A 23,491-nucleotide genomic window follows, 5' to 3' on the forward strand; every position below is an offset into this window, starting at 1 on the left:
CGGCGGGTGTGTCGGAGTTCTCCCTAGTCGGGTCGGGGTTCTCCCTGTTCGGGTCCGGGTTCTCCCCGGCCGTGCCGGACATCAGTTCTCCCCCTGGTGTCGCAGCGTCACGGCCGGGTCGGTGCGCCGCAGGGCGATCGCGACCACCATCGCGAGCGGCAGCGCGGCGACGCCGGCGAGCAGCAGGGCCACCTGGCCGACGGGCAGTTCGACCAGGACCGGGGGTACCGGCCGGGCGGCCTGCCCGGTGAGGACGATCAGCGGGACGACCGTCCGGGCCAGGACGGTGCCGAGCCCGATCCCGATGAGCAGGCCGATCCCGATGAGCAGGCCCTGTTCGGCGGCGATCAGCCGGGCGAGGCGGCGGCGTGGTGCGCCGAGCGCCCGCAGGACGCCGAACTCGGCGGACCGTTCCCGCATCGCGCCGGCCGAGCCGACGGCGAAGCCGACGGCGGCGAGCGCGGCGGCGGCGGCAGCGACGGCCATGAGGGCGGCGTTGGGGCCGGCCCCGAGCGGGTCGCCGAGCAGGTCGGCGGCGATCTCGTCGCGTACGAGGACCTGGGCGGGGTCGGCGTTGGGCCGGGCGCGCAGGGCCGTGGCGACGTCGTCGGCCCGGCCGGGTTCGACGGTCAGCCACCACTCGGTGGCCGAGACGCTCAGTCCTTCGTCGGTGGACAGGTACTGGTTGACGGAGGCCAGGTCGAGGAGGATCGCGCCGCCGTCCTCGGGGGTGGCCGCGGGGCCGGTCGAGGAGGCGGCCTGGGCGCCCGGGCCGGTGGTGGGCAGTTCCTCGACGACCCGGTCGACGGCGGCGGCGACGCGGCGGCCGCCGAGGACGACCTCGATCAGGTCGCCGGGCTTGGCGCCGGCGGCTGTCATGAAGGTCCCGGTGGCCACGGCGGACAGCTTGCGGGGTGCCTTCGGGCCGGGGGCGTTCATCCGCAGGACGAACTCCTCGGTGGCCCAGTAGGGGACGTCGAGGGGCGCGCCGGCGACGGTGAACGTGAGGGCGAACGGGGCGGGGCCGCCGCCCGGCTTCGCGGCGCCGGGGACACCGGACGTGGGGGGCTCGGCCAGGGTGTCGCCCTTGGACTGCTTGAAGGAGTGCGTCCAGGAGGCGAGGACCTGTCCAGGGGCGTGGACCTTCTCCGCGCCGTCCGCGCCGACGACGCCGAACCGCTCGACGTGCAGGGTCTGGGTGCCCTTCGCGCCGTCGGCGACCGTACCGGTGAACTCCAGGCCGATGAGGGTGAGCAGGCCGGTCGAGCCGAGGGTTCCGTCGTTGCCGCCGGATCCCGCGGTCATGGCGCCGAGGTCGAGGGTCAGTCGGTGCGTCCGGCCGTCGTCGGGCAGCGGCCCCAGGGTCTGCCGGTACGGGACGCCGTTCGGGTCCTCAAGGACCGCCGTGACCTGGGCGGCGCCCTTCGGCCCGGCGAGCCGAAGGTCGGCGTCGAGTGCGCGGGTGCCGGCGGGCAGCGGGAGGCCGGGGCGGGTGGTGGCCTCGGGGGCCAGCGGGGAGAGCAGGGAGCGGACGGGGACGTCGGCGAGGTCGGAGCGGAGCAGTACTCCATCGGCGGCGTTGCGGGTGTCCACGGCCAGGACGGTCGCGCTCTTCCCGGCCACGTCCATGGTGGTGCGGTGCACCGGAGCCACCGCGCGGACGCCGGGCACCTTGCCCAGCTGTTCGGTCTCGGTGGGCTCGCCGGGGCCGGCGCTGAGGACGCGGACGGCCGAGCCGACGCGGAAGTCGGCCTGGTCCCGCTGCGAACGCTCCCACGAGCCGCTCTGTCCGATGGCCAGCATGCCCATCGCCACGGCGAGGACGAGGAGCAGGACCGGGCCGGCGCCGCGCAGCGGACGGCGGCTGAACTGCCAGCCGGCGAGGGCGGCGGAGAGACCGCGCCCGCCGGCCGCGCGCCGTTCCGCCAGCTTGGCGGCGGGCGGCAGCAGACGCAGCGTCAGGACGGTGCCGGCGAGCAGGGCGAGGGCGGGCGCGGCGACGAGCACCGGGTCGATGGAGCCGCCGCCGTCCGCGTCGGCGCCGAGGGTGCCGCCCGCGGCGGCGGGCCGCTGCAACTGCCAGTACGCGACGGCGGCGATGGCGAGGAGTCCGAGGTCGGCCCCTGCCCGTACGGGGCCGGGCAGGGAGGCCGAGCGGGCCTTGCGCAGCGAGACCGTGGAGCCGTCCCCGGCGGCCAGCGCGGGCGCGACGACGGCCGCGGCGCAGCACAGGGCGACGGCGGCGGCGACCAGCCACACCTGGAGCGAGGGGGTGGTGTCGAGCCGTACGCCGAGCGAGGAGAGCGCGGACCGTTCGGCGAAGAGCCGGGTCAGGGGCCCCGAGAGGAGCGGGGCGGCGATCGCGGCGGGCAGGGCGAGCAGCAGCGCCTCGGCGGCGGCGAGACCGGCGATCCGGCGCCGCGAACCGCCGCGGGCCCGCAGCAGCGCGGTCTCACCGGAGCGCTCGGTGCTGAGCAGCCGGGCGACGAGCAGCAGCGCGTACGCGGCGAGCATCACCAGCTGTACGGCGACGATCAGCAGGGTGGAGCGGGAGACGAGCAGGGCCCGCTGGGTCTGCTCCAGGACGGTCGGGAGCGCGGTGGACGCGGAGATCGTCGTGCCGAAGCGGTCGGGGGCGTCGGCCAGTTCCTTCGGGCCCTGGGTCGCGGTGGCGCGCAGGGCGTCGATGCGGTCGGTGGTGAAGCCGGTGAAGTCGGCGGAGCCGAGCCAGGACGTCTCGCCGGGGCTCAGCGTCCCGGAGGCGATGACGGCCGGGTCGGCGAGCAGGGGCCCGTACGTCGTGAACGCGACCGTCCGCACTCCCCGGCCACCGGCCGGATCCAGTTGCCAGTAGAGGTCCCCGGTGTCGACGGGCCGGTAGACGCCGGTGATCCGGGCCTTCAGTCTCCGGTTGTCGAGCCGGTCGGTCAGGTCGAGCACGCTCCCGGGGCCGATCTTCAGCCGTCGCGCGGCCTCCTCGGGCACCGCGGTCTCGACCACTCCGGCCGTCCGTGCGGCCGAGGGCCAGGCGCCCTTGACGAGGGAGAGCCGCGAGCGGTCGAGCGCGGCGAAGTGGGTGAGGTCGGGGTCGCCCTTACGGGCGGCGGGCGGCTGGAGACTCCGGGGCAGCGCGTACGGCCCCGAGCGTTCGAGCCGCCGTACGGTCACGGGCAGCCCGTCGAAGGTCTTCCGCATCCCCTCCCGGACGGCCTTCTCGGCGCCCTCCCGCTTGGCGGCCGGCACCTGCCCGCTCACCAGCAGCGAAGCCGCGGCCGCGGACCGCCCCCGCAGCCCCGCCTGGAGCGCGGCGTCCCCGATCGCCCCGGAGAACGAGGCGAGGGTGGCGAGCACCGAGGTCGTCAGGAGCACGGCGAGCAGCGCCGCGGAGAGCAGCAGCCGGTGTGCCCTGACGCGCAGAAATACGAACCCCGTCACCCATCCCCCTGGCCACCCTGATCACGGTGCGCACGTCGAACACGTCCGAACGCTCCCGAAACTTCTCTCGGATGCTTTCAGAGTGCGTGTGCCGCTGGAAACCGCTTACGGGCGCACCTTGATGCGATCGTGACCGTTATTCGGGGTTCCGACTCCGGAATGTGTCCGTCCGTGGGTGGTGGGAGTGATCCGGGCCGTGCTTCGTCAGTCCCCGTGCGGCGCCCCGCGGTGCGTGAACCGGGCGGCGAGCCACCCGCCGGCCACCGCCGAAGCTCATCCGGCGCAGGGCCTCCGTGCGGGCGGTGCGCTCTCCGTACGCCTCGGGCGGCAGCCCGGCGAGGGCGAGAAGGGTGCCGAGCGTGAAGACCCGGACGCCGGGGGCGTCTCCGGTCATCGCGCCCCACAGCGCGGCCGGGGTGCCGAGCCCGCACAGCACCCCGGGCCAGGCGGGCGGCCGGTCGTCGTGCCGCCGCGGCCGACTGCCGCCGTCGGGGCGGATCCGCAGGTCACGGCGCCCAGACGCGTGGTTCTCCGTCGCACGAACGAACCTCCGCAGGACGAGGGGCATCCGCCGGATGCGGATGCCCGTTCGATGTGTTGCGTCCGTGAACCTATGGGGCCGGTGAGGCGAACTGCGCCGTGATGCGCGGCCGTTGACCGAATCGTGCGATTGCCGACGCGAATCGAGCCTCGGCATGGTGTGGTCCGGGTGCGGTCAGCCGGCGGTGTTCACCATCGAGGCCGCGGCGTAGGTGAGGTAACGCCACAGCTCCGCCTCGTGCTCGGGCGCGAGCTTGAGGTCGTCCAGGGCGGCGCGCATGTGGCGGAGCCAGGCGTCGTGGGCCGCCTGGTCCACGGTGAACGGGGCGTGGCGCATGCGGAGGCGGGGGTGGCCGCGGTGGTCGCTGTAGGTGCGGGGGCCGCCCCAGTACTGCATCAGGAAGAGCGCGAGGCGCTCCTCCGCCGGGCCGAGGTCCTCCTCGGGGTACATCGGGCGGAGCAGCGGGTCCTCCGCGACGCCCTCGTAGAAACGGCGGACCAGACGGCGGAAGGTCGCCTCGCCACCGACCTGCTCGTAGAAGGTCTGCTCCTGCACTGTTTCCCCGGGAATCTCGTTCACCGTTCCATCGTCTCAGATGACCGGTCCTAGGACGTGAGGCCCAGGACCGCTCGCCGGGGCCCCCGGGCGGCGGGAGAGTGGAGGCATGGGTGAGCGGCGGGACGAGTTCGCCGAGGCCGGCGCGCGGGCGCGACGGGCGCTCGTGCGGGAGATCGAGGCGGAGGGCGAGCTCACCGATGCCGTCTGGCGGGACGCCTTCTGTCAGGTCCCGCGCCATCTCTTCGTGCCCTACTACTACGTCCCCGGCACCGGCGGCTACGAGCGGCTCTGGTCCGGCGACCCCGAGCCCGAGCGGCGGGACCGCTGGCTGCGTGGGGCCTACGCGGACACCGCGATCGCCACCCGGGTCAGGGACGGGGAGCTGGTCTCCTCCGCCAGCCAGCCCTCCCTGATGGCGCTGATGCTGCACGCCCTGGACGTACGCGACGGGGACGACGTCCTGGAGATCGGCGCCGGGACCGGCTATCACGCCGCCCTGCTCTGCCACCGTCTCGGCGCGGAGCACGTCACCACCGTCGACCTGGACGAGGAGATCGCCGAGTCCGCCCGGACCCATCTGGCCGCCGCCGGATACCGGCCCACCGTCGTCGCCGCCGACGGGGCCCGCGGCTGTCCCGAGCGCGCCCCCTTCGACCGGATCGTGGCGACCTGCGCGATGCCCTCGGTCCCGTACGCCTGGCTCGCCCAGTGCAGGACCGGCGCCCTCGTGCTCGCCCCGCTCTCCACCGGGCTCGTCCTGCTGCGGGTGCACGACGTCTCCCACGCGGAGGGACGGTTCCTCGCGACCTCGGCGTACTTCGTGGCGCTCCGGGGCGTCGCCGGCCGCGTCCCGCGCCACGGCCCCGCCGGGGACGAACGCTTCCGCTTCTTCTGGGGCCTGGTCGACCAGGCCCTGGACAGGCGCGAAGCGCTCTCGCTCTGGCTGCGCGAGGGGCGGCCGGAGCGGGAGCGCTTCGGTGTGACGGTCAGCGGCGACCGGCAGTGGGCCTGGCTGGACGACCCCGGAGGGCCGTACGCCTGGCCCCTGCCCGAGGCCGCACGAGGACCCGGGCCGGGCCGGCACCGGTCCTCGGAAGGGCCCTGATCAGCCCACGCGGATCGTGATCGTCGTCCAGGCGCCGACGTGCACCCGGTCGCCGTCCTGGAGCTGGATGGGGACGTAGGGCTGGATCGGCTCCTCGCCGCCGTTGATCGTGGTGCCGTTGGTGGAGTTCTGGTCCACCACCGCCCACGAACCGTCCGGCTGCTGCACCAGCACGGCGTGCTGGTGGGAGACGCCCGGGTCCTCCGGCGGCACCGACAGGTCGATGTCCGGGGACTCGCCGGTGGAGTGCCGGCGGCGGCCGATGGAGATCTGGTTGCCCTGGAGCGGCAGGTGCTTGTCCGGGGAGTACGCGGGCAGGTTCAGGCCCCCGGCCTCCGGACCGCTGCGCTGCATCATCGCCATGAAGTACTCGCGGTCCGGGCCGATCACCGCGGTCCAGGACAGCGGCTGCCGCGGCGGCTGGAACTGCTGCTGCGGGGGTGCCTGATGCTGGGGCGGGGGCGGCGGGGCCTGGTGCTGGGGCGCCTCGTACTGCCCCTGGTGCGGCGGCGGGGGCGCCATGTGCGGCGGGGGCCCCTGGTGCTGCGGGGGCTGCGGCGGCGCCTGGTGCTGCGACGGCGGCGAAAGCACCCAGTCGTCGTCCGCGCGCGGCTGCGGCGGCGCGGGCGGCGCCGGGGCCTGGACCGGAGCGGCCGGCGGTGCGGACGGGGTCTGGAGGTACGCCGGAGGCGCGGGCGGCTGCTGACCGGGAGGACCGAAGGGGTCACCCTGACCGGCCGGACCCGGCGGCTGCTGCGCCGGCGGGCGCTGCGGCGGGGCCTGGTGGTGCGTGGCGTCGCCGCCCAGCGGCTCGGCGGGACGGTTCACCTGCGAGGGCCGCGAGCCCTGGTAACCGAACGGGTCCTGCGGCTGCTGCTGCCCCGGCTGCCCCTGAGGTCCCGGCTGCTGTCCCTGCGGGGGCGGCGGCGTGGACTGGAAGCCCGGCGGCAGGTTCAGGCCGGGCGGCGGGCCCTGCTGGCGCTGCGGCGACGGGATGTTCTGCGGGGCCACCGGTGTGTACGAGGTCGCCGTGTTCGTGAGGAAGTTCCAGCGGCACTCCTCGCAGAACGGTGCCATGTGCTCGCGCGGGGTACGGCACTGCGGGCAGAGCTCCGCCTGGGCCGTCGCGTTCGGGTCGCCACCGGGGCCGAAGCCACCGGGGGCGGAGGGAGCACCATAGCCACCCGGGCCACCGGGACCGCCGTAGCCACCGGGAGTACCGGGACCGTCGGGACCGCCGTAGCCACCGGGGCCGTCAGGGCCGCCGTACGCGCCGGGGCCACCGGGGGCGCCGGTCGGCGGGCCCGCCGGGGGCTGGCCGGGGCCGCCGGGGCCGGGATATCCGTACGCGGGGGGCGGCGGCGGGGGAGGCGGCGGTACGGCACCCGTCGGCGCACCCGCCCCGGCCATGCGATGGCCGCAGACCTCGCACCAGTCGTCGGAGACCGACTGGTGTCCGTTCGGGCAGGTAGGCATGTCGGTGCTTCCCCCTCTCGTCGTCCGGCCCGCTGGCCGGGCTACCTCTTGACGCGAACGGTCTTGGTGGAGCGGGTTTCGAGTGTCATCTCGTCCGCTTCCGCGACCTTCGCCTTCAAACGCACAGTACCGGTCGCCGCATCGACGACGTCGACCACCTTCGAAAGCAGTTTCGCCGTATCCGCGTTGCCGGAGGCCGCCGCGAGCTGCACGGCGCGGCCCAATTTCGCCGTCGCGCCGTCGTGATCGCCCGATTTGCGGGCATCCAACCCCTGCTGGATGACGTCCGCCAGCTCGGCCTGGCCCGTGTAGTGCGCGACCTGCGGGTTGATCGACGTCGACATCGCCAGGTCGTCCGTCCACACCGCCCGTACCAGTCCTTGGGACAGCGGCTTGGGGTCGCCGCCCAGCGGGTCCGGCGCGATCAGGGAGACCCGGGCGGCCAGCATCTCCTGGCCCACGGCGGCCTGCGGGACCCGCACGCTCACGTGGTAGTCGCGGGACTCGTCGCCCCACGAGCCCGTCGGGTAGTCCCCGGCGCGCGGCCCGGCCTCGGTACGCCGCCCGGTCAGGTCCTCGACCGTCGGCGCCACCTGCTTCACGAAGCTGATCTCCACCCCGACCGGGGTCCACAGGCGCAGCGCGACGTCGGCCACGCCCTTGCCCATCGCGTTCCCCATCATCGACGTGAAGTCGTCGGCGAGGGCGGACGGGTCGGCGACGATGTCGGCGGTGCCGAGGAGAGCCGAGGCGATCCCGGTGACCTCCTTGACCTCCCAGTCGGTGCCCACGCCGCGCGCGTCGCAGGTGAAGCGGCCCGCGCAGGCGTCGAGCGCGGCCCGCAGCTCCTCGGGCGTCTCGTGCTCGTTGCGGCCGTCGGTGAGCAGGATGCCGTGCCGGATGGTGAGGTCGGCGGAGGACAGCAGCCGGTCCGCGAGCCGCAGCCAGGTGCCGATCGCCGTCCCGCCGCCCGCGCTCAGCCGCCGCAGCGACTCCTTGGCATCGGCCCGGGTCCTGGCGTCGGCGACGGCAAGGCGGCCGTTCCCCGGGTAGACCTCCTTCGCCACGTGCGTACCGGCGACCACGGCGAAGGACGTGCCGTCGCGCAGGGTGTCGACGGCGGCGGCGGTCGCCTCGCGCGCGCCGCGCATCTTGGTGGCGGGGTAGTCCATCGAACCGGAGCAGTCGACCATGATCACGACACCGGCCGTGCCGCCGCCCATCGGGGCGAGTGGATGCCGGCCGCTGGTGCCGCCCCCGGTCGAGGTGACCGTGACGATCGCGCTGACGTCCCGGCCGCCCTCGGGCAGGAACTCGTTCTGGTAGACGTCCACCGAGAACTGCGGCACGGTCGACTTGGAGAAGTTCGCCATTTGTTACGGCTCCTCGGGCAACAACGGTCAAACGGTGAAGGGACAGGGGATCGGCGACCGCTCAGGCGGATCCTGCCCCTTGGTGAGTGACGGTGAACGGGACGAGTGCGACCGTGATGTTGTCGTGGCCTCCGCCGTCCAGGGCGTGACCGACCAGCACCTGGGCGCTGTGCAGCGGGCGGTCGGACGCGTCGGCCGGGACGACCCTGGCCATGTCCTCGGCGCCCTCGGCGTAGTTCCACAGGCCGTCCGTGCAGACCACGACCACACCGGACCGGTCCGGCTTGAACGCGGCCGTGTGCGGCTCCAGTTCGTAGGCGTCGGCGCCCAGCCAGCCGGTGATCGCGTGGGCGCGCTCGTCCGCGTACGCCTCCGCCTCGTTCATCAGGCCCGTCGCGACCATCTGCGCGGCCCACGAGTCGTCCTCGGTGAGCCGGGCGGCCGGGGTGGCCCGGTCGTCCGGCACCCAGTAGACGCGGCTGTCGCCGACCCAGCCCACGACGAGCAGGCCGTCGGCGACGACGGAGCCCACGATGGTGCAGGCCGGGGCGTTGCGGTGGCGGTGCGAGTCGTGCTCGGCGCCGTCCTGACCGGGCTCCTCCGCGAGGGAGTTGACGGCCTCGGCGGCGGCCACGATCGCCTCGTGCATCGCCTGCTGCGGGTGCGTTCCCCGGGGGAGCGCGGCGAGCAGCGAGGCGCCGGCCGCCTCCGCGGCGGCGGCGGAGGCCTCGTCGGGCCGGGTCGCCGAGGACACGCCGTCGCAGACGATCGCGAGGGTGGCGGGGGAACCGTCGGGGAGCGTCGTCGCGGAGACGGCGAACGCGTCCTCGTTGCGGTGGTGGCGCAGCCCCCGGTCGGAGACGGCGGCGACGCTGCCGAGCTCCCGCTCCATGTGGTCGCGCTCGCGGGGCTGCGCGTGCCCGCAGTTCTCGCAGTAGCCGTCGGTGTCCACCCGTCCGGCCCGGCACGCCACGCACAGGGCGGCAGCGGTCGGCACAGCGGCAGCGGCAGGGGCGGGGGCCGGAGCAGCGGCGGGGGCCGGTGCGGGGGCCGGAGCAGCGGCGGGGGCCGGGGTGGGGGGCGGCGTCGGGTCCACCCGTACCGCCGCACGGGGGTCCGGCGCGGCCAGCTCGAAGTCACCGCTGCCCGTCGTGGTCTCCCCGGACGCGCCGGGCGGCACCGGCCCGTCCGTGCGGACCGCCATCGTGGGCAGGTCGTGGCCACCGGAGTCGGTGCCCGGCAGGTCGCCCGGGTGCTGGGTCGCGGTCGACAGCGAACCGGGGTCCCGGGGAGGGGCGTCCGGCCAGGCCACGGGGGTGCCGATGACCACGGTCGGGCGGTCCGGCTCGGTCCCGGCGGCGGGCACGGCCAACAGGTCGTGACCGCACGCCCCGCAGAACCGGTCACCCGACTCAAGGGGCTCCGCGCAGTCCGGGCAGGCGGTGAGACCGTGCGACGGCTTCGGCTTCTGGGACATCCTCACACCCACGTCCGGGGGCGGAAGCGGTTGGCCCGCTCCACCAGTTCGATCCTCTCCTCGCCCTGCTGGGCGAGCCGGGCCAGCACCCGGTACGAGCGTTCGAGGCCGAAGCGCAGTCCGCGCTCGTCCAGTTCACTTCCGAGCAGCAGCGCGCCGCCGCCCGGTTCCGCACCGGGACTCCCGGAGAGTACCCAGTCGAGGGCCGTCCCGAGGACCTCCGTCGACAACTGCTCCCGCCGCACGGCGTCCAGACCGAAGCCCTGGAGCGCCGAGACCTGCGCCGCGGCCGCCGTCAGATCGGCGCCGAGCGGCTCCCGCGCCGGGCGCCGCCGCAGCCGCGCCCGTACGGTCGCCACCCGGGCCGCCGTGTAGTGGATCGAGGCCTCCGGTACGGATTCCAGCGTCTGTACGGCTCCGATCCGGTCCCCGGCCGCGAGCTGCACCCGGGCGAGCCCGAAGGCCGCGCTGACGAAGCTGGGGTCGGTGGCCCACACCAGGCGGTAGTACTCGGCGGCGTTGTCCAGCTGGCCGAGCACCTCGGCGCAGATCCCGAGGGCCAGCTTCGGCGAGGGCTCGCCGGGGAAGGCGTCGTACACCGCGTCGAAGGCGAGCGCCGCGTGCTCGTGGTCGCCGGTGACCAGGGAGGCGACGCCCCGGTACCAGACGACCCGCCAGTCGTCCGGGTCCCGCTCCTCAAGGCCGGCCAGGGTCCGGACGGCCGACGGCAGGTCGCGCAGCTCCAGCTGGGCCCGCAGGGTGCGCAGCCGCAGCTCGGCGGAGGGCGCGGGCGCGGCCTGGAGCGCGGCGAGCAGCTCGCCGGGCGCGGCGGCGGCGAGACCGGCGAGGAAGCCGGCGTTGGGGTCGCCCGTGTCGACGCGCGGCACGGGCAGCGCGAGCGCGGTGGCGGGCGTGTCGAGCGGCGCGAGCAGCGCCCCGAGCCCCGGCCCGGCGGCGGGCGCCGGGGCCCCCGGCCCGGCGGGCAGCGCAGCATCGGGCACGCCGCCCGGCACAGCACCTGGCAGCGCGGGCCGCTTCCGCCCCCGCCGCGCCCCGAGCAGCGACACGTCCTCCGTCAGTTCGGCGAACAGGGCCGTGTCCGTGACCCGTACCTCCGTGCCGAACAGCGTCGAGAGCGCCGGGCGCGGCCGCCCCGACTGGAGCGCCACGACCTCCCGCAGCACACCCGTCAGCTGCTCGGCCATCTCCTGCGCGGAGGCGAACCGGCGGGCCGGGTCCGGGTCGGTGGCGCGGACGAGGAAGCGGTAGAACGACTCGTACGTCCGGAAGACCGCGATGTTGTCCGGGTCGGGCAGCGAGTCCACGAAGACGTTCGTGTAGCCCTGGAAGTCGAAGGTCATCACCGCGAGGGTGCGCGCCACCGTGTACAGGTCGCTCGCCACCGACGGCCCGACCTCGGCCACCTCCGGCGCCTGGTAGCCGACGGTGCCGTAGATCGCGGACTCGTCGTCGTCCATCCGCCGGACGGCGCCCATGTCGATGAGCTTCAGCTGGTCCTCGGACTGGATGGCGTTGTCGACCTTGAAGTCGCAGTAGAGCAGGTTCCGGCTGTGCAGGTGCCCGAGCGCCTCAAGGGCCTCGATCCCGTACGCGCAGGCCTGCTCGACCGGCAGCGGATCGCGGCGGCCGTCCGGGGTGCGCCGGTCGTTGGCGATCTCCTTGAGGGACTTGCCGCCGACGTACTCCATGACGATGTAGCCGTCCATGGAGCCGGTGCGCTGGTCGAGGTGCTCGACGAAGTTGTAGATGCGGACGATGTTGGAGTGCTCGATCTCGGCGAGGAAGCGGCGCTCGGAGATCGCGGCGGCCATGGCGTCCTGGTCGCCGGTGTCGAGGAGGCCCTTGAGGACGACCCACCGGTCGGAGACGGCCCGGTCGACGGCGAGATAGATCCAGCCGAGACCGCCGTGCGCGAGACATCCCGCGACCTCGTACTGGCCGTGGACGATGTCCCCGCCGCGCAGCTTCGGCACGAAGGAGTACGGGTGTCCGCACTTGGTGCAGAAGCCCTCCGTGCGGCCCGGCCGGTCACCCCGCGAACGGCCCACCGGGGCCCCGCAGTCCGAGCGGGAGCAGAAACGCTTCCGCTCGGGAACCTCGGGGTTCTCCATGACCGCCGCCCGCGGATCGGGGCGCGGCACCTCCGGGATCGACACCAGGCCGGCGCCCAGCCGGTTGCGGGCGGACTGACCGGTCGACGTCCCCGAGCTGCGCACCGACACCGAGCGGGACGTGGAGGCCCCGGAGAGCGAGCGCGAGAGCCGCCCCGAGACCGAACGGCGGGAGGTCGACGAGCGCGACGAGGCCCGCGAGGACGCCCGCGAACTGCTCCGCGAGGAGCTGGAGTCCGGCCCCCCGACGCCGCTGCTCGTACCCGTCCCTCTGCCGGGCACGGCCATCCCCGTCGGCGTCGAGCCGATGAGCCCGCCGGGTGCGACCACCGGGGCGAGCCCGCAGGTGTCGCAGTACAGCTCGCCGCCTCCCATGTCCTCGTACGAACCCTCGCACGAAGGCCGCTGACAGCTCCCCACGCCCGTCTCCCCGCTCACCACTGTTCCCCGCTCACCACTGTCGTCCTCCCGCGTCCCTCGGGCCGGACAGTATGTCCGCCGCCGCCTGCTGGTAGCGCAGCACGGCCTGTTCCGCGACCCGCAGGTCGCACGGCGCGCTCCACAGCATCCGGCGGGCCGCGTCGTACCGCTCCACGAGCAGCGGATCCTCCGCCGCGCCGAGCCGCGCCACCTTCGCCTTGTACGCGTCGAGCCGGCCGCGCAGCTCCGCCCGCACCGCGAGCGGGGCCGTGACCGCGGTCAGCGACTCCCGGGCCCGCAGCAGTTCGTCCTCCGCGTCCCGCTCCAGGGACTCCAGGAGCGGGGAGAGCCGGTGCCACTGGGCGTGCCTGCGGTACTCGGCGGCGGCCACGAGCCGCTCCTGGAGCACGATCGGCGGCCCGCTGACGGCCGGCACCTCGGAGGCGGCGATCTTCGCGAGGACCTCGCCGCGCGCGGCCCGCGCCTCGGCGAGCGTACGGTCCGCCCGCGAGAGCACGTCCCGCAGCCGGAGCAGCCGGTCCTCGGAGTCCTGCCGGACCGCGAGCACCGCCTCGATCTCCCGCCGGATGTCCTCCAGGGCGAGCGCCGCCCGGTCGTACCGCACGGTGTCGGGCCGGCCCCCGCCGGGCGCCGAACTCCCCGCCGCCGGCCGCCAGAACGCCAGCGGATCGGTCACGACCTGGGAGCGCAGCGCGGTCAGCTCGGCGGTGATGTCCTCCAGCTCGTCGCCTGCCGGGTGCTCCCCGGGCCGTACGCCGACCGAGTGCGCGAGCGAGCGCGTCCGGCCCAGCTCGGCGGCGAGGAGGTCTATCCGGGCGGGCAGCGCCGACCAGACGGCGTCGGCGGTGACCACCAGGTCGAGCGAGGACGCGTACAGCTCGTTCATCCGCCGGACGAGACCCTCAAGGGTGAACCGCTCGGCGAGCAGCCCCTGCTCGCCCGCCCCGCCCGCGACGTGCACGCTCTCGCCGCGCAGCCGGTCGGTCAGGTCCACCAGCTCCTCACGGCCGGGCCAACGGCGCCGGGCGCGCACCTCCCGGGCGTCCCGCAGGGCGCCGGTGTACACGTCGAAGCAGGTCCAGAGCAGGGTGATGGTCCGCTCGGCCGCCGCCCAGCGGTCCCGGGTCGTGCCGGTCAGCTCGGCCCCTTCGAGCAGCCTGCGGCCCGCGTGGTCCTGGAGCGCGAGGAGCGAGTCCTCGACCGCCTTGTGCTCGGCGCCGAGCCGCGCCAGCGCACGGTCCACCTCGTCCCGGTCCATCACCGGCCCGGGGGGTCCCGTGACGCCCATCGATCACCTCTTCCTCTCCGTGTACCGGGTTGGTCGTCGTACAGGGCTCGTCGTGCGGGGCCGGTGGTCTCGGCTCGGTCGTCCAGGCTTCGGTCGTACGGGGAGCGCTACTTGTACAGCGGAGGGGGCGGGCCGGTTATCCCGGGCAGGTCCTTCTCCAGCCAGTCCTTGTACGCCTGCTGCCAGGGGCCCTGCCGGTAGCCGACGAGGACCTGGTTGACCCGGCGGACCAGGTCGTCGTTGCCGAGCTTGGCGGCCACTCCGTAGTACTCGGTGGTGAACGGGCGGCCCTTCAGCTCGACCGCGGGGTCCTGGGCGGCCTGGCCGGCCGCCAGGGCGTTGTCGGTGACGACGGCGTCGACCTCGCCCATCTGGAGCCTGGCCAGGCAGTCCAGCTGGTTGGGGACGGTCAGCAGGTCCTTGTCGTCCTTGGTGCCGTCGGCCTCGTCCTTGAAGAGCGCGCCGAAGGAGTTCTCCTCCAGGGCCTCGTAGGCCGTGGAGCCCTCGGCGGTGCAGACCCGCTTGCCCTTCAGCGAGGTGTCGTAGCCGGTGATGTCCTTGGCCAGCTTGGGCGCGAGGACCTGCTGCCCGGCCTGGAAGTAGGCGGTGGAGAAGGCGACCTGCTGGATCCGCTTGCAGTTGATCGTCATGGTGCGCACGACGAGGTCGACCTTGCCGCTGTCGAGCGCGGCGATCCGCTGGTTCGTGGGGATCGCCCGGAAGATGACGGCGTCCTCGCTGCCCAGGATGTTCCTGGCGATCTCCCGCGCCAGATCGATGTCGAAGCCTTCGAGGGCGCGGGTCTCCGGGTTCCGGTAGCCCCAGCGGTAGCTGGACTGGTCGACGCCGACGACGAGCTTCCCGCGCTTCTTGATCGCCTCGATCGACGGGCCGTCCGCCGACGAGGGCGTGAGGGAGGCCCAGGGCTTCTCGCAGGTGTCCGCCTTGATCTGGACGCCGGTGCCGACGCCGGGACCGTACGTGCCGGGAACGGCCGCCGCGTCGCCGCCGTCGTGAGCCAGCGGGAGCAGGGTGAGCGAGGCGGTGAGCCCGCAGGCCACGGCCATGGCGGCCACCCCGCCCCAGCCCCGGAACCGCTGCGCCGTCCGCCGCACCAGCGGGTACGTGCCGTTCGGCATCCCGCCCCCTCTCACCGGTACTCCGACAGTCTGCGGTTGATGCCGAGCACGGCGCCGGCCGCGCCCAGGATCCCGAGGGCCGCCGCGCCCAGGGGCAGCGCCGTCAGCGCGTCCCTGGCGTCCCCGGCGGAGCGGGTGAACTCGGCCTGCTCGTGCGCGAGGGCGCGCTCCAGGGCCGCGTCGACCTGGTCGAAGGACTGGCCGGTCGTCTCCTCGGAGCCGACGATCCCGCCGAGTGCGCCCTCGAAGTCGCCGGCGTCGTCCTTGGCGCGGGCGTCCTTGTGGCGCTGCTTCCACTCGCCCGTACGGGAGGCGGCCTCGTCGACGGGGGAACGGCCGGCGTCGTCGTCGGCCAGCTCCCGTGCCGTGGCGAGCGCGTCCGTCAGGGCGCCGGTGCTCGACGTGTACTCGGCCTCGTACTTGTCGTTCTTGCCGTCCTCGGTGAGGACGGCGCCCCGGGCGACCAGGGTCAGGAGTTCGTTGGCGCGGGCCGTGAGCGAGCCGATCCGGGCCGTGTTGAGGACCTGGAGGGACTCCTGCCCGTGCTTGCGCGCGTTGTCGAGCTCGGTGCGGGCGACGGTGTGCGCGGCGAGGAGCCAGAGGACGACGACCACCGTGGCGGCGGTGGCGGCGAGCAGTCCGTGGTTGAAGACCCGGTTCGTCCTGACGTAGTTGCGGCGCTGGGCCCAGACGAGGACGGCGAGGGTGAGCAGTCCGAGGCCGAGGGAGAGGAACGGCCAGGTGCGGGCCGACTCGTCGTCCTTGTGGAGCCGTACCGTCTCGGCCGCGTACAGCCGCTCGGCGGCGGGCAGCAGCGTGCTGGTCATCTGCTGGTTGGCGTACCGCAGATAGGCCCCGCCCAGCGGAAGGCCCTGCCGGTTGGCGGCCCGCGCGCGCTCTATCAGGCCCGTGTAGCGCGGGAGCTGTTCGTTGAGGGTGGCGATCTCCCGGGCCGACTCGCCCGAACTCTCCGTGCTCGCGGCGGCCTTGACGAGCAGCCGGGCGGCGGTGGCGATGTCCCGGTCGTACCGCGCGCGGGACTCCGCGGGCTCCAGGGTGCCCGCGAGGAAGCCGCCGGCGGCGGTGGTGTCCGCGTCGGCGAGGGAGCGGTAGATCGCGGCGGCGTCGGCGGACAGCGGCTGGCTGCGGCTGACGACGTCGTCGGCGGCGGTGGCCCGGTCGTCGACCTGGAGGGCGGTGACGGCGCCGAACGCGACGACGAGCAGCGCGAGGACGGCCCCGAGGATCTGGAGCCGGCCCGGCTCGGTCGTGGTGGCGACCCGCAGCCGCTCCCGGCCCACGGCCCAGGCGCCGCGCGCCGCGGGCGGGGCGGCGCCGGGTGCGGGCGACGGCTGCGCGGGCACGCCTGCCGGGCGTGCGGGCGCGTGCGCCGCGCTCCGCGCCGCCGGTGCGGCGGGCGCGTTCGGCGGGTGTGTCACTTGACCTCCCCCTGTGGTCGCCGACTTCGGCCGGTCCGGCCTGCAGTATGGCCTCAGGGGGCCGTCCGCACACCGGGATTGACTGGATCTTGTTCTTATCGTGCCGCATGCCCCCGGCACATCCGCGGGCGAACCCCTCACTCTGAATACGTCGCCGGGCCGCGATCGGTTCCGTTCGGGGCATCGCTCGAACAGGTGAACATGGTCGCGGGGCGTCTCTCCACAGCGAAGAGACGCCCCGCGAACTGCCCCTGCCCTCAGGCCCCGTAGTGCTCCCGCAGCCGGGCCGACGCCTCCGGGCCGGCCGCCACCTCGTCCAGGGCGAGCAGCCCCGCCCCGAGGACCGGCGGGGCCGTCACGAAGCCGACGACGGCCTTCGGCGCCCGCTCGGCGAGGAGTTCACGGATCTTCTCCTCCAGCTGCGGATGGCGGGCGGCGAGCACGCTGCCGCCCAGCATCACCGGCGCCTCCTCGTCGAGCAGACCGAGCCGCCCGAGCGCGACCGCCGACAGCGCGACGACCTCCTCGGCGAGCCGGTGCACCAGCGAGAGCGCGACCGGGTCGCCGTCCGCGCTCACCCGGAACAGCACGGGCGTCAGCTCGTGCCGCCGCTCGAAGGGCACAAGACCCAGGTGCAGCGCCTCGATCAGCGCGTACATCGTCTCCAGACCGAAGTGCGCGGGCAGCGCGCGCGCCAGCTCGGACGGCTCGCCGCGCCCGTCCTCGGCGCGCGCCCCGAACCAGAGCGCCTCCTCGGCCATGCCGCTGCCGCCGCCCCAGTCCCCGGAGATCTTCCCGATCGCGGGGAAGCGCGCGGTCCGCCCGTCCGGGGTCATCCCGACGCAGTTGATCCCCGCCCCGCACACCACCGCGACACCGCGCGGCTCGTCGAGCCCGGCCCGCAGTATCGCGAAGGTGTCGTTGTGCACCCGCACCGACCGGCTCCAGCCCCTGCGGAGGAGTTCGGCCTGGAGGGCGGTCTCCTCGACGGGCAGATCGGCGTTGGCGAGACAGGCCGAGACATGGGCGAACGCGGGGGAGGTGCCGGTGCCGCCGGCCTCCGCCCACGCCCGCCCGACGATCTCCGCCAGGGAGTCGACGGCCGTCTCCACGCCCACCACCGGCGGCTGGAACCCGCCGCCGCGGGCCGCGCCCAGGACGGTGCCGTCCCGGCCGAGGACCGCGACGTCGGTCTTGCTGTTCCCCGCGTCGACCGCGAGGAGGACGTCGTTCGGGTTCACGCCCACGCGAGGTGCTCCTGGTTGTGCGCGATCAGCCGGTCGGTGAGCCCGTCGGCGTACGCGTACTGCCCCACCAGCGGGTGCGCGAGCAGGGCCTTGAACACGCGGTCGCGGCCGCCGCGCAGCGCCGCTTCGAGCGCCAGGTCCTCGTAGGCCGTGATGTTCGCGATCAGACCGGCGTACAGCGGGTCCAGCGGGGCGACCGGCAGCGGCGCGGCCCCGTGGGCGCCGACGGCGGCCTGCGTCTCGATGACGGCGTCGTCCGGCAGGAACGGCAGCGTGCCGTTGTTGTACGTGTTGACCACCTGGTACGGCGAACCTCCGCCGCCTAGCAGTGAGGCCGCCAGGTCCACGGCCGCCTCCGAGTAGAAGGCGCCGCCGCGCTTGGCGAGCAGGGCCGGCTTCTCGTCGAGCGCCGGGTCCCCGTACATCTCCAGGAGTTCCTTCTCCATCGCGGCGACCTCGGCGGCCCGCGAGGGCTTGCTGCCGAGCTCCCGGACGACCTCGTCGTGCGCGTAGAAGTAGCGCAGGTAGTACGAGGGGACGACGCCGAGCCGGTCCAGGACCGGGCGCGGCAGCCGCAGGTCGTCGGCGATCGCGTCGCCGTGCCCGGCGAGCAGCCGGGGCAGTACGTTCTCGCCCTCGGGGCCGCCGAGGCGTACGGCCCGCTCCCAGGTCAGGTGGTTGAGTCCGACGTGGTCGAGGTGGACCTCGGACGGGGCGACGCCGAGGAGCCCGGCGAACTTCCGCTGGAAGCCGATGGCCACGTTGCACAGGCCGACGGCCTTGTGGCCGGCCTGGAGCAGCGCGCGCGTGACGATGCCGACCGGGTTGGTGAAGTCGATGATCCAGGCGTCCGGGTTGGCGCGCCGGACCCGCTCGGCGATGTCCAGGACGACCGGGACCGTGCGCAGCGCCTTGGCGAGACCGCCGGCGCCGGTGGTCTCCTGGCCGACGCAGCCGCACTCCAGCGGCCAGGTCTCGTCCTGCTGACGGGCGGCCTGCCCGCCGACCCGCAGCTGGAGCAGGACGGCGTCGGCGCCCTCGACCCCGGCGTCGAGGTCGGAGGTGGTGACGATCTTGCCCGCGTGGTCCTGCTTGGCGAAGATGCGCCTGGCGAGGCCGCCGACCAGGTCGAGCCGCTCGGCGGCCGGGTCGACGAGGACGAGTTCGGTGATGGGCAGGGTGTCGCGCAGCCGCGCGAATCCGTCGATCAGTTCGGGGGTGTAGGTGGAACCGCCCCCCACGACAGTGAGCTTCATCGTGTGTTCAGCCCTTCACTCCGGTCAGTGTGACTCCCTCGACGAACGCCTTCTGGGCGAAGAAGAAGACGAGGATCACAGGGGCCATGACCAGGACGGTCGCGGCCATGGTCAGATTCCAGTCGGTGTGGTGCGCGCCCTTGAAGGACTCCAGGCCGTAACTGAGAGTCCAGGCACCCGGGTTCTCCGAGGCGTAGATCTGCGGCCCGAAGTAGTCGTTCCAGCAGTAGAAGAACTGGAACAGGGCGACGGCGGCGATGCCGGGCTTCGCCATCGGGAGCACGATCCGGACGAGGGTGCGGAACTCGCCGCATCCGTCGATCCTCGCGGCCTCGACGTACTCGTTCGGGATGGTCAGCAGGAACTGGCGCAGCAGGAAGATGGCGAAGGCGTCGCCGAAGGCCATCGGGATGATGAGCGGCCACAGGGTGCCGGAGAGGTCCATCTGCTTGGCCCAGAACAGGTACATCGGGATGATCACGACCTGCGGCGGCAGCATCATCATCGAGATGACCAGCAGCAGCGACAGATGCCGGCCGCGGAAGCGGAACTTGGCGAGCGCGTACGCCACGGGTATCGACGACACCACGACGAGGACGGTGCCGAGGCCCGCGTACAGCAGCGAGTTCCGCCACCAGGCGAGGAAGCCGTCGGTCTGGAAGACCTTGACGTAGTTCTCCCAGTGCCAGGAGTTCGGCGTCAGGTCCCGGGTGAGCGCCTGCTGGTCGCTCATCAGGGAGGTCAGGAGGACGAAGACGAACGGGAGCACGAAGAACAGGGCGGCGGCGATGCCGAGCGAGTGCACGGCGATCCAGTGCAGCAGGGCCTTGCGGCGGGCCTGCTTCTCCGCGGGGCTCGCGGCGGGACGGGTGGGAGCGGTTGCGGTGGTCATGGTCAGTCACCCGAGCCGATCAGGCCGCCGCGCCGCCGCATGAGCAGCGCGGTGAAGGCCATGGAGAAGGCGAAGAGCACGAGCGCCACCACGCAGGCCGCGCCGTAGTTGAACTGGCTGAAGCCGAGGCTGTAGACCAGCTGCGGGAGGGTCAGCGTGGAGTCGTCCGGGTAGCCGGGGACGAAGACCTCGCCGGAGCCGCCCATCTTGCCCGAGGCGACCTTCGCGGCCACGATCGGCTGGGTGTAGTACTGCATGGCGCCGATGACCCCGGTGACGACCGCGAAGAGCACGATCGGCGAGATGTTCGGCAGCGTGATGAAGCGGAACCGCTGCCAGGGGGACGCTCCGTCGAGTTCGGCGGCCTCGTACTGCTCCTTCGGTACGTCGAGGAGGGCGGCCATGAAGATGACCATGAGGTCCCCGACGCCCCACACGGCGAGGACCGTCAGGGCCGGCTTGGCCCAGTCGGCGTCGTTGAACCAGGAGGGGGCGGGGATGCCGACCGCCTCCAGGAGCGAGTTGACCGGTCCGGTACCGGGGTTGAGCAGGAAGACGAAGGCGAGCGTGGCGGCCACCGGCGGGGCCAGGTAGGGCAGGTAGAAGAGGGTGCGGAAGACACCGGCACCCGTCTTGATCTTGGTGATGAGCATGCCGATGCCGAGGCCGAAGACCACCCGGCAGGAGACCATCACGACGGCCAGCCAGAGGGTGTTCTGGAGGGCGGGCCAGAACTGGGGCAGGTCGGAGAAGACGTATGTCCAGTTCTCGATGCCCCGCCAGGTCGGCGGGTTGAGCCCGTCGTAGCGCATGAACGAGAAGTACAGCGTGGAGACGAGCGGATAGGCGAAGAAGACGCCGAATCCGATCAGCCAGGGCGACATGAACGCCAGGGTGCGGAGCGCGTTGCGCCTGCGCTTGCGCCGCAGCGTGTTCCGTCCTCCGGGAGAGGGGGCGGCCGGTGCGACCGCCTCCTTCGCGGGCAGGGTGTCCGTGCTCATGAGTGGGTTCCGGCCGTCACTTCGCCGCGGCGATGTCGCGGTCGATCTGGGCCGCGGTGTCGGCGAGCCCCTTCTTCAGGTCCGTGACCTGGCCCTTCTCGTACTGCTGGGCGAACTTCTGGAGGGTGTCCTGGTAGGCGGAGCCGTTGACGGCGCCGTCCGAGGTGGTGGAGGCGGGGTGCCCGGCGATGTCCAGGAAGGTCTTGAAGCGCGCGTCGAACTTCAGGTTCGGGGACTTCAGCGCCTCCAGGGTGGAGGGGACGTTGCCGATGCTGTTGGCGAACTGCACCACGGCCTCGGTGTCCGTGGTCATGTACTTGACCAGCTCCCAGGCCGCGTTCTGCTTCTGGCTCTGCGGGGCGATGCCCATGATCGTGCCGGAGAGGTAGCCCTTGCCGTACTCGGCGATCTCGTCGTCGGCGACGGGCAGCGGCGCGACGCCGACCTCGAAGTCGACCTTGGCGTTCTTGACGAAGTTCAGCCGCCACTCGCCGTCCAGCTGCATGGCGACCTGACCGGTCTGGAAGGGGTGCTTGGAGCCCCACTCGTCACCGAAGGTGGTGCGGTACTTGTCCAGCTTCTGGAACCCGCCCAGGGCGTCGACCAGGGACTTCTGGTACGTCATCATCTCGGCGAACGCCGGGTCCTTGGCGATGTTCGACTTGCCGTCCGCGTCGAAGTACCCGCTGTGCTTCCACTGCGACATGTAGTGGGAGACGACGGTCTCGTAGCCGAGGTAGTTCGGCATGACGCCGAGCTGCTCGTAGGAGTCGCCCTTGGCCTTGGTGAGCGCCTTGGCGACCTGGGTGAACTGGGACCAGGTCTTCGGCGGGGCCTCGGGGTCGAGACCGGCCGCCTTGAAGGCGTCCTTGTTGTAGAAGAGGCCGTAGGCGTCGGAGAGCAGCGGCAGGGAGCAGCGCTTGCCCTCGAACTGCGTGTACGACTGGAGGACCTTCGGGAAGATCTTGTCCAGGTCCAGCTTGTCCTTCTCTATGAAGGGCTTGAGGTCGGCGAGCGCGCCCGAGGCACAGAACTTGCCGACATTGGCCGTCGTGAAGGAGGAGACGACGTCCGGGCCCTTCGAACCGCCCGCGCGCAGCGCCTGGCCCAGCTTGTCGTCGTTGATGCCGCCGACGACCTTCACCTTGATGTTCGGGTGGGCCTTCTCGAAGCGGGCGACGTTGTCCGTGATGGCCTTCACCTCGGCGGGGTCCTGCCAGCCGTGCCAGAAGGTGATGGTGGTCTCGGCCTTGGGGTCGTCGGAGGCCGCGTTGTTCGCGGAGCCCGTACAGGCGGAGGCGAAGAGGGCGATCGAGGCGGTGGCGGCGAGCGCGGCGGCGGCTCTGCGCGTACGTACGGGCATGACGGTGTCTCCCGGTGGCGAAGGGGCGATGGGGCGAAGGACGATGGGGCAGGCGGGGTGAAGGTCGGTGGGTCAGCGCGAGGTGTCGAAGACCTCGTCGCGCGTGGTGGCGAGGGCGCTTTCGAGGGCGCCGCGCAGCACGGGGCTCCGGCGCACGGCGGAGAGGACGAGCCGGGGTCGGGAAGGTGCGAGGTCGGCGAGTTCGGACTGCACCCGCGCGCGCAGGGGTTCGCCGCCGGTGACGAGGGCGTCTCCGGACAGCACGATCAGTTCGGGGTCGAGGACGGCCACGAGGGAGGCGAGCCCGGTGGCGAGGCGCTCGGCGTACCGGTCGAGCAGCTCCGCGTACCGGGGGTCGTCGCCGTGCGCCTCGGCGGCGTGCGTGAGCAGCCCGGTCACCACCGGTACGTACGGGTGGTCGGGGGTCTCGATCCCGGCGGCGCGGGCGATCCGGGGCACGGACTGGATGCCCGCGAGCTCCTGGAAGCCGCCGGAGTTGGCCTTGGTGACCTGCCGTACGAGCGGGGTGCCGGGCACGGGCAGGAAGCCGAGTTCGCCGGCGCCCCCGGTGAAGCCGCGGTGCAGCCGCCCGCCGAGGACGAGGGCGGCGCCGAGGCCCCCCTCGTTCCACAGCAGGGCGAAGTCGTCGTGGCCCCGGGCGGCGCCCAGGCGCTGCTCGGCGACGGCGACGAGGTTGACGTCGTTCTCGTACTCGAACGGCATCGGCAGGACGGCGGCCAGCTCCTCCAGCAGGGTGGGGGAGTGCCAGCCGGGCAGGTGGGAGGCGTACCGCAGGCGCCCGGTGGCCGGGTCGAAGGCGCCGGGGGTGCCGATGACCAGGCGCCGGACGTCCTCGCGGTCGATCCCGGCCGCCTTGACGGCCCCGTCGAGGGCGTCGGTGACCTGGCGGACGACGCCGGAGGCGGCGCGGCCGGGGGTGCGGAGCTCGTACTCGCCGACGATCTCGCCCGTGATGTCGGCGACGGCGGCGTGGATGCGGTGCTGGTCGACGTCGAGTCCGGCGGCGTACGCGGCCCGCGCGTTGACCGAGTAGAGCTGGGCGTTCGGTCCGGGCCTGCCCGCGGTGGTGCCGGTGGCGACGACGAGCCCGGCCGCTTCGAGGCGGGCGAGCAGCTGGGAGGCGGTCGGCTTGGACAGGCCGGTGAGCTTGCCGATCCGGGTCCGCGAGAGCGGGCCGTGCTCAAGCAGCAGGTCGAGGGCGGCGCGGTCGTTCATGGCGCGCAGCACGCGAGGCGTGCCGGGGGTTCCCGGAGTCGTACCGGCCATGAGGTCGCACCTGCCCTCGTACGGTGAAGCACTGTTAGGAA

At 73.5% G+C, this 23,491-nt stretch carries 18 protein-coding genes; 2 read left to right on the top strand and 16 right to left on the bottom strand.

Going from position 1 to position 23,491, the window contains the following annotated elements; all coding sequences use genetic code 11:
• Positions 1-81: 81 nt before the first annotated feature.
• The 3 genes from OG259_RS27045 to OG259_RS27055 all read right to left on the bottom strand — a co-directional run bounded on the left by OG259_RS27045 (position 82) and on the right by OG259_RS27055 (position 4,555).
• Positions 82-3,435, bottom strand: a complete 3,354-nt coding sequence (locus OG259_RS27045; RefSeq protein WP_328944617.1) for an FtsX-like permease family protein — start codon at positions 3,433-3,435, stop codon at positions 82-84.
• Positions 3,436-3,571: 136 nt separating this feature from the next.
• The gene (locus OG259_RS27050) at positions 3,572-4,003 is read right to left on the bottom strand and encodes a hypothetical protein (protein ID WP_328944618.1); all 432 of its coding nucleotides are present in this window, start codon (positions 4,001-4,003) and stop codon (positions 3,572-3,574) included.
• A gap of 147 nt (positions 4,004-4,150) precedes the next feature.
• Positions 4,151-4,555: a globin gene (locus OG259_RS27055; protein WP_328944619.1), complete on the bottom strand. Its 405-nt coding sequence runs from the start codon at positions 4,553-4,555 to the stop codon at positions 4,151-4,153.
• 85 nt (positions 4,556-4,640) lie between these two features.
• On the opposite strand from OG259_RS27055, the gene OG259_RS27060 reads away from it, so the two are divergent.
• Complete coding sequence (locus OG259_RS27060) at positions 4,641-5,639, top strand: methyltransferase domain-containing protein (protein ID WP_328944620.1); 999 nt, start codon at positions 4,641-4,643, stop codon at positions 5,637-5,639.
• Here the strand turns inward: OG259_RS27060 and OG259_RS27065 are convergent, their stop codons facing one another.
• The 4 genes from OG259_RS27065 to OG259_RS27080 form a co-directional block, all read right to left on the bottom strand.
• The gene (locus tag OG259_RS27065) at positions 5,640-7,115 is read right to left on the bottom strand and encodes an FHA domain-containing protein (RefSeq protein WP_328944621.1); all 1,476 of its coding nucleotides are present in this window, start codon (positions 7,113-7,115) and stop codon (positions 5,640-5,642) included. It lies immediately after the preceding gene.
• Positions 7,116-7,156: 41 nt separating this feature from the next.
• A complete protein-coding gene (locus tag OG259_RS27070) occupies positions 7,157-8,488 on the bottom strand; it encodes a vWA domain-containing protein (protein WP_328944622.1) in 1,332 nt (443 codons plus the stop codon).
• A 61-nt stretch (positions 8,489-8,549) separates the two neighbouring features.
• Positions 8,550-9,965, bottom strand: a complete 1,416-nt coding sequence (locus OG259_RS27075) for a PP2C family serine/threonine-protein phosphatase (RefSeq protein WP_328944623.1) — start codon at positions 9,963-9,965, stop codon at positions 8,550-8,552.
• Between the two features lie 2 nt (positions 9,966-9,967).
• Positions 9,968-12,208, bottom strand: coding sequence for a tetratricopeptide repeat protein (locus tag OG259_RS27080; RefSeq protein WP_443052020.1), 2,241 nt, complete (start codon positions 12,206-12,208; stop codon positions 9,968-9,970).
• A gap of 10 nt (positions 12,209-12,218) precedes the next feature.
• Here OG259_RS27080 and OG259_RS41800 point away from each other — a divergent pair, with 10 nt between their 5' ends.
• Entirely contained in the window at positions 12,219-12,506 is a 288-nt protein-coding gene (locus tag OG259_RS41800; protein WP_443052021.1) for a hypothetical protein, read from the top strand.
• A 42-nt stretch (positions 12,507-12,548) separates the two neighbouring features.
• Here OG259_RS41800 and OG259_RS27085 read toward each other — a convergent pair whose 3' ends face one another.
• The 9 genes from OG259_RS27085 to OG259_RS27125 all read right to left on the bottom strand — a co-directional run bounded on the left by OG259_RS27085 (position 12,549) and on the right by OG259_RS27125 (position 23,450).
• Positions 12,549-13,826: a hypothetical protein gene (locus tag OG259_RS27085; RefSeq protein ID WP_328944624.1), complete on the bottom strand. Its 1,278-nt coding sequence runs from the start codon at positions 13,824-13,826 to the stop codon at positions 12,549-12,551.
• A gap of 107 nt (positions 13,827-13,933) precedes the next feature.
• Positions 13,934-14,965 carry a glutamate ABC transporter substrate-binding protein gene (locus OG259_RS27090; protein WP_328944625.1) on the bottom strand — a complete coding sequence of 344 codons (1,032 nt, stop codon included), beginning with the start codon at positions 14,963-14,965 and terminating at the stop codon, positions 13,934-13,936.
• Positions 14,966-14,976: 11 nt separating this feature from the next.
• A complete protein-coding gene (locus tag OG259_RS27095; RefSeq protein WP_328944626.1) occupies positions 14,977-16,404 on the bottom strand; it encodes a hypothetical protein in 1,428 nt (475 codons plus the stop codon).
• Between the two features lie 257 nt (positions 16,405-16,661).
• On the bottom strand, positions 16,662-17,651 hold the full coding sequence (locus tag OG259_RS27100; protein ID WP_328944627.1) for an N-acetylglucosamine kinase: 990 nt from the start codon (positions 17,649-17,651) through the stop codon (positions 16,662-16,664).
• Positions 17,642-18,907: a 6-phospho-beta-glucosidase gene (locus tag OG259_RS27105; protein WP_328944628.1), complete on the bottom strand. Its 1,266-nt coding sequence runs from the start codon at positions 18,905-18,907 to the stop codon at positions 17,642-17,644. The genes OG259_RS27100 and OG259_RS27105 overlap by 10 nt, the downstream gene beginning before the upstream one ends.
• A gap of 7 nt (positions 18,908-18,914) precedes the next feature.
• Complete coding sequence (locus OG259_RS27110; RefSeq protein WP_328944629.1) at positions 18,915-19,799, bottom strand: carbohydrate ABC transporter permease; 885 nt, start codon at positions 19,797-19,799, stop codon at positions 18,915-18,917.
• Between the two features lie 2 nt (positions 19,800-19,801).
• Positions 19,802-20,683, bottom strand: a complete 882-nt coding sequence (locus tag OG259_RS27115; RefSeq protein WP_328947189.1) for a carbohydrate ABC transporter permease — start codon at positions 20,681-20,683, stop codon at positions 19,802-19,804.
• A 133-nt stretch (positions 20,684-20,816) separates the two neighbouring features.
• The gene (locus OG259_RS27120) at positions 20,817-22,163 is read right to left on the bottom strand and encodes an ABC transporter substrate-binding protein (RefSeq protein ID WP_328944630.1); all 1,347 of its coding nucleotides are present in this window, start codon (positions 22,161-22,163) and stop codon (positions 20,817-20,819) included.
• Positions 22,164-22,235: 72 nt separating this feature from the next.
• Positions 22,236-23,450: an ROK family transcriptional regulator gene (locus OG259_RS27125; protein ID WP_328944631.1), complete on the bottom strand. Its 1,215-nt coding sequence runs from the start codon at positions 23,448-23,450 to the stop codon at positions 22,236-22,238.
• Positions 23,451-23,491: the final 41 nt, after the last annotated feature.

Source organism: Streptomyces sp. NBC_00250, assembly GCF_036192275.1.
Taxonomy (GTDB): domain Bacteria; phylum Actinomycetota; class Actinomycetes; order Streptomycetales; family Streptomycetaceae; genus Streptomyces.

Coding starts and splice junctions, on each gene's coding strand:
- OG259_RS27110 (WP_328944629.1), bottom strand. CDS start 19,799: ATGACCACCGCAACCGCTCCCACCCGTCCCGCCGCGAGCCCCGCGGAG.
- OG259_RS27115 (WP_328947189.1), bottom strand. CDS start 20,683: ATGTCGCCCTGGCTGATCGGATTCGGCGTCTTCTTCGCCTATCCGCTC.
- OG259_RS27065 (WP_328944621.1), bottom strand. CDS start 7,115: ATGCCTACCTGCCCGAACGGACACCAGTCGGTCTCCGACGACTGGTGC.
- OG259_RS27050 (WP_328944618.1), bottom strand. CDS start 4,003: ATGCCCCTCGTCCTGCGGAGGTTCGTTCGTGCGACGGAGAACCACGCG.
- OG259_RS27105 (WP_328944628.1), bottom strand. CDS start 18,907: ATGAAGCTCACTGTCGTGGGGGGCGGTTCCACCTACACCCCCGAACTG.
- OG259_RS27120 (WP_328944630.1), bottom strand. CDS start 22,163: ATGCCCGTACGTACGCGCAGAGCCGCCGCCGCGCTCGCCGCCACCGCC.
- OG259_RS27125 (WP_328944631.1), bottom strand. CDS start 23,450: ATGGCCGGTACGACTCCGGGAACCCCCGGCACGCCTCGCGTGCTGCGC.
- OG259_RS27075 (WP_328944623.1), bottom strand. CDS start 9,965: ATGTCCCAGAAGCCGAAGCCGTCGCACGGTCTCACCGCCTGCCCGGAC.
- OG259_RS27070 (WP_328944622.1), bottom strand. CDS start 8,488: ATGGCGAACTTCTCCAAGTCGACCGTGCCGCAGTTCTCGGTGGACGTC.
- OG259_RS27090 (WP_328944625.1), bottom strand. CDS start 14,965: ATGCCGAACGGCACGTACCCGCTGGTGCGGCGGACGGCGCAGCGGTTC.
- OG259_RS27085 (WP_328944624.1), bottom strand. CDS start 13,826: ATGGGCGTCACGGGACCCCCCGGGCCGGTGATGGACCGGGACGAGGTG.
- OG259_RS27060 (WP_328944620.1), top strand. CDS start 4,641: ATGGGTGAGCGGCGGGACGAGTTCGCCGAGGCCGGCGCGCGGGCGCGA.